Annotated in this window: 3 protein-coding genes and 1 pseudogene; 1 reads left to right on the top strand and 3 read right to left on the bottom strand. The window is 69.6% G+C overall.

The window, feature by feature from the left end; all coding sequences use genetic code 11:
- Positions 1 to 782: pseudogene (locus tag NBW84_RS05805) on the bottom strand (glycosyltransferase family 39 protein); the annotation flags it as partial.
- Between the two features lie 537 nt (positions 783 to 1,319).
- Between NBW84_RS05805 and NBW84_RS05810 the strand changes: the two are divergent.
- Positions 1,320 to 2,345: a methyltransferase domain-containing protein gene (locus tag NBW84_RS05810; protein WP_250282400.1), complete on the top strand. Its 1,026-nt coding sequence runs from the start codon at positions 1,320 to 1,322 to the stop codon at positions 2,343 to 2,345.
- Between the two features lie 1,113 nt (positions 2,346 to 3,458).
- Here the strand turns inward: NBW84_RS05810 and NBW84_RS05815 are convergent.
- Positions 3,459 to 4,562 (bottom strand): glycosyltransferase family 4 protein, encoded by a 1,104-nt coding sequence (locus NBW84_RS05815; protein WP_250282402.1) that lies wholly within the window; start codon positions 4,560 to 4,562, stop codon positions 3,459 to 3,461.
- Positions 4,563 to 4,876: 314 nt separating this feature from the next.
- The coding region (locus NBW84_RS05820; RefSeq protein WP_250282403.1) for a glycosyltransferase at positions 4,877 to 5,780 on the bottom strand (904 nt) is incomplete at its 5' end.

The raw sequence follows: 5,780 nt of genomic DNA on the forward strand, positions 1-5,780 counted from the left end.
TGTCGTGGGCGCCACCGTGGGTGGGCGGCCTCCTGCGCTGCGGCATCCGTTTCGGTCTTGGTGCCCCGGGCCTGGCGTGGGCGGCACGCCCACCAGGATCGGGTGGCGTCCACGACGTCCAGTAACAGCAGCGGAGCCAGGACGAACAGCGAGGTGACGGCCATGATCGCGCACAGCGCCATGCCCGCCCGAGCCGGCCACGAACGCCGGCCCGCCTCGACACGGCGGCGCGCGCACAGCCACAGGTGCGCGACGGCCGCCGTGCATGCGGCCTCCGGCAGGTACGACTTCAGTTGCAGCCCGTAGACGAGCAGCCCGCCGTTGACCGTGAGCAGCCCGGCGACGACCGTGGCCGCCGGCCGCGACAGCCACCACCGGCCCAGCAGGTAGGTCACCAGCGACAGCGCGGCCAGCGCGACGATCTGGGGCGCCCGCAGGACGAGCTCGGTGTCACCGCCGAGGGCGACCGCCAGCTTCTCGACCGCGAACCAGCCCCCGGAAAGCGGCGCGTTCGCCGTCCGCAGGGCCTCGAACCAGCCCGCGCCGACGCTGAGGTGGTAGGCCCGCCACGCCTCGTCGTACCAGAGCGGACGCACCAGCGTCGGCCACAGCGCGGCGACCACCACCACGTCCAGCCCGACGAGCGCCGCGACAGCGACCCCGCCCCGCCACCGTCCACCGCCCTGCCCCACCAGGCCGGCCCGCCGCCGACCGGCCCGGCCCGGCTCCGCCCCGCCCGCCTCCCGGCTGACGGACGCCGGCCCGTCGAGTGCGTCCACCACCCCTGGAGGCTACGAGAGCCCCCGCCCACCTCCGTCGTCAGCCGCGGGCAGAAAACCGCTGCTACCCGGAACGGGGCGTAGATCTGTTCGGCGGTTTCGGGGGCGGCCAAGGCGGTGCGGTACAGGTGGGCGCGCCATAGCCGGCTACGCTGATTCTCCGGTGCTCTCCGTGGCAGGTTCCGGCGGGCACGTCGGTGTCCGGGGGCGAGGAGGCCGCCACGAACCACCGCGATCTCACCGGGCCCGCCACCGCGTCGCACGGCACACCCGGAGAAACAGGGGCGCCGACTCGGGCTGACAGGTCGCCGCCGGTTTTCTCCACAGTTGTTCAAGGAGTGCAATGGGGAAACACTCGCAACCCCAGACCTGTCCGAAGTGTAACGGCACCGGAACTATCACGGTTGTTTATGACGGCCGAAGCGGAAAGGCCGCAACCGAGATCAAGAACTGTGACAGATGTAATGGGAAGGGAACGGTATGAATCGGGCCGATTTCATCCCGCCCGTGATCTGGGTTCATCGGGGAGAAGGCAGCTCCATGTATCCGATCAACCGGGCTGATGATCCGGACGTCTGGTCGAGGCTGGTCGACAGCGATGATGCGATCGTCACTCAGGTCGACGATGGAAAACTCGACGAAGACGGTACCGGCACCTTCCCGACCAGCTCTTCCAGCGCTCTCGCGGTCATGGACGCGATGCTCGGTCTGCTCGACGTCCACCACGGCACAGACGTCCTGGAGATCGGCACGGGAACCGGCTACAACGCCGCACTGATCGCCGAGAGGGCGGCACCCGGGCATGTCACCACCATCGAGATGGACGAGAAGATTGCCCGGCACGCCCGGACCGTCCTCGCCAGGACCGGCCTGCCGGTCACGGTGGTCACCGGCGACGGTGCCCTCGGATACGCCGAGAACGCCCCCTACGAACGGGTCATATGCACCGCGAGTGCGCTGCGGGTGCCGTACGCATGGGTGGAGCAGACCCGACCCGGCGGGAAAATCGTGCTCCCTCTCGTCGCCGGCTTCGACGAATGCCAGGCGTTCGCCTGCCTCACCGTCGGCGATGACGGCACCGCTCGGGGCCGCTGCCACGGCAGCACCGGGTTCATGCGGCTACGCAACCAGCGGAACGACAGGGCATTGTGGCGGGTATACAGCCCGGAAAGCGCCGCCTACTACGACGAAGAACCAGATGGCGTCCAGATCACAACAACGCAGATCTACCACCCTGAGCCGTTTGCCGACTTTGAGACCGGGTTCGCCTTCGGCGCCCGCCTTCCCGATTGGGTGACCGGGCTCAGGGCCGATGGCATCATGCTGCTGTCGCACTACGCATCCGGATCGTGGGCCACCATCGTTCCCGGCACGGACGTTCACAAGGTCTACCACCAGGGACCACGCCACCTGTGGGATGAACTGGAAGCCACCTACCGTTGGTGGATCGGCACCGGCCAGCCCGATCACACCCGCTTCGGCCTGATCGTCACCCCCGAAGGGCAGACGTTCTGGCTCGACACCCCGGACCAGGTCATCTCGTCTGTCCAGCAACCGGCCGCCTGACCAGGACACACGCACCGAAGAAAGATCGCCGCCAAAGTCCTGCACGGCTTCAGGAGCGCCCCTTCAAATCGCCGCAGAAGGCGCGCCACACCCGCCGCGCCCGGGAACGGGACCCGGCGGGACTGCCATGCGACGCCTGCACGCGGCACCGGCACGCCGTGCCCGACGGTACGTCGGCTCTGCCGCCCGCCCTGCATGTCGGTTGGGAGACCGGCGTGTTGTTCGTGTTGTAATCCGACTCGGATCTTGCCTGTGCGGGAACCGTACCATAGTTTTCACCCCTGCTGACCTGCGACGATACAAGATCGTCCTCTAATCTCCGACGGGGGTCTGTGGACAACGGGGGTCTGTGGACAATCGCGCCAAAATCCATGATCTATAACGTTTGTACAGGTCGGCGAGATGTCGATGTTTCCCACGGCCTCCCTCGATTATCGGTGTGTCGGAGGTCCTGGGCAACGATCAAGGTTGTGCGATTTGGCGGACAGACACACCATGTGCTGCCCGGCCATACCCGGTGACGGTAAGCCCACGGACTTCCCCTCGGGGTTCTGTCCCGGCCGTCCCGTCCGGAGGGGAGAGAAGCGCGAACGTCCGCTGATCGCCTCCGCTGGCCGGCAGCACCAGCGCTGACCGGAGAATGTATAGGTCCGAGTCCGGCGGGGGCAGCTTGACACGGGCTGACTCCGCCGGGTCCGCCATCAACAAGCCATTGAAATGCGACTCGCTACGACCAGGCCGACGACTGTTTGGGATCATTTCCATGGGTCTCTGACTCCTTTCTGCGCAGGGTTGGGGATCAGGACCCGGAGCGGGTGTTGGCCCACCGGCTCCGGGTCGCTGCCGTTCCGGCGTGTGATCCGGGAACTGTCCGCCGGATGATCGATTACGACGAAACGCTGAGATCAACAGCGAACGGTACGCCCGTGACCTGCGAGACCCATGAAGTGGGGCGATATGACACCTACAGGCGCGGAAGCTGTAGGTGAAAACCGTCGTCATCACAACGCTTTTCACCTACGGCTTCCGCTGCTGTAGGTGGAAAGCGTTGCTGTGATGACGGAATCCACCTACGGTGCGCGCGGATGGAATCCGCCTGCGGGGCGGGGTGGGTCAGGTGAGGGAGGCGTAGACGGCGGCGGTGCGTTCGGCGGTGCGGCGCCAGGTGAACGTCCGGGCGTGGGAGCGGCCCGGGGCCGGGTCGGCATCCTCCTTGAGCGCGCCGATCAGCGCGTCGGTCAATGCCTCGGTGTCCATCGGCGGGACGAGTCGTACGCCTTTGCCGGCCAGCGGGCCGAGGACCTCCCGGACAGCGGGGATGTCGGCGGCGACCACCTGGGTCCCGGCCGCCAGTGCCTCCAGCGGCGGCAGGCCGAACCCCTCGTAGAACGAGGGGAAGCACAGGGCGGCGGCCCCGGCGACCAGCCGGCGGAGCTGGTTCGTCGGCAGGTAGCCGGTGGTGACGACCGCCCCGGCCGGCAGCCGCGACCGGTCGAGCGCCGGCCCCCAGCCGGACGGCCCGACCAGCAGCAGCGGCGGCGCGTCGGAGACCTCGGCGTGCAGGCCGCGGACCGCCGCCAGCAGGGTCGGCAGGTTCTTGCGTGGCTCAAGGGTGCCGACGAACAGCAGATACCGCTCGGGCAGACCATGGGCGGCGAGCCAGCGCGCGGACGGCGGGGACGCGTCGAACCAGGCCGCGTCCACGCCGAGCGGTGTCGCGGTCACGATCGCCGGATCCAGCCGGTAGGTGTCGACGACCTCGGCGGCGATCGCCGCGCTCGGGGTGACGACGGCGGCGGCCCGGCGCAGGCCGCGCGGGACCAGCTCCCGGTAGCGGGCGGAGGCGGCGGAGACGGTGTTCGTGAGCTTGAGATAGGCGAGATCGTGGATGGTCAGCACGCCGTGGGCGCGGCGCAGCGGCGGCAGGACGAAGTTCGTGGCGTGCACCACGTCGGCCGCGCCGGCCAGCCATTCCAGCTTCGGCGTGTCGGTGCGTGCCCACGCCTCGTGCATGAGCCGGGCCGGGACGCGGCGCGCGGCCGGCCGCACGCCCGGTGGCAGCGCCGGGGCGAACCCGTCGAGCCCACGCCAGGTGAACGCGGTCGCGGCGACGTCCAGGCCGGGCAGTGACGGTAGTTCGGCGAGCAGGTGGCCGGTGTAGTGGCCCACCCCGGTGCGCGGGCCGAGCAGGGGCGTTCCGTCCAGGATGACCCGCATCGGGCTCGCTCCTCTCCACGGGTACGTCCGTGAGTACCACAGCCGCCTGGGGACGCCGCCGGGCAGCGGGCCGTCGGGCAGCGCCGCCGGTAGCCCCCGGCGGTCGGCGTGAATGGTCCCGCCGGTTGGTGTCTCTCGGTGGTCGGTACTCCCTGGTGCTGTCCATCCTGTTGGCGCACGATCGCCAAAGGTGATCGAGTGGTTCTCCATGGTGAGACGCTCCAGGGCTCGAAGTCCCCGGATCGTGACGATGTTGTTCGCCGTTGCCCGCTCTGTTGTTTTTCTGCTGAACGGGGAGCGATCACTGAAAGTGATTAGGCTCTGTCCGCCATGGTCTGCCTGTAGAGGTGGTGGCGGGTGGCGATGTCGCGCCAGCGGGTGGCGAACGCCGCGTCCGCGTACTCCTGGGCGCGGGCGGCCGCGCTTGCCGCGAGCCGCCGGCGCATGGCGTCCTCGGTGGCGAGACGCCGGGTGAACGAGGCGAGCTGCTGCGGGGAGGTCCAGCGGAAGCCGTCGAGCCCGTGGCGGACGATCTCGCGCTGGCCGGCGCTGTCGATCACCACGGGGACGCATCCGCCGGCCATCGCCTCGACCGTGGTCATCCCGAAGTGCTCGGCCGTCCACGGGCGGCGGTCGACGTCCTCCCCGTAGCCGGTCGCGGACCAGAACACCGAGCAGGTGGACAGCAGCCGTTCCACCTCGTGCCGCGGGGCGTTCGGATGGATCTCCACCGGCAGGCCGCGGGCGGCGTCCCGGATCCGCTCCAGGTAGGGGAGCTGGGAGTCCTCGCAGCCGCCGACGACGTGCATCCGCCAGTCGGGCAGTGCGCCCGAGCGGTACAGCTCACCGAACCAGCGCACCATCTCCAGCTGCCGTTTGGCGTGCCCCAGACCGGGGGCGAACAGACGGCCGACGGTCAGCACCGACGGTTCCCGCTCCTGCGCCGGGGTCAGGCACGCCACCTGGATCGGCGGGTAGAGGATGTCGGCGTCGGTGTGCCACAGCCGGCGGATCCAGTCCCGGGTGTAGACCGAGTTCGCCATGATCACGTCGTAGGCGTCGAGATAGCCGAGGTCACGCGGGTCCGTGAGCAGCCAGGGGAAACGCAGCGCCACCCGGGCCCGGACGCCCTCGCGCCGGTCGGCCACCCGCGGCCGGCTGAGCGCCACCCCGAGCTGGCGGACGTCCCGGGAGGCCGCCGCGCCGCCACCGCCCGCC

The sequence above is a fragment of the Protofrankia sp. CiP1_Cm_nod2 genome, assembly GCF_920664355.1.
Taxonomy (GTDB): Bacteria; Actinomycetota; Actinomycetes; order Frankiales; family Frankiaceae; genus Protofrankia.

Bases quoted from the DNA above. Each gene is read 5' to 3' on its own strand.
- NBW84_RS05810 (WP_250282400.1), top strand. From the start codon at position 1,320: ATGTATCCGATCAACCGGGCTGATGATCCGGACGTCTGGTCGAGGCTG.
- NBW84_RS05815 (WP_250282402.1), bottom strand. From the start codon at position 4,562: ATGCGGGTCATCCTGGACGGAACGCCCCTGCTCGGCCCGCGCACCGGG.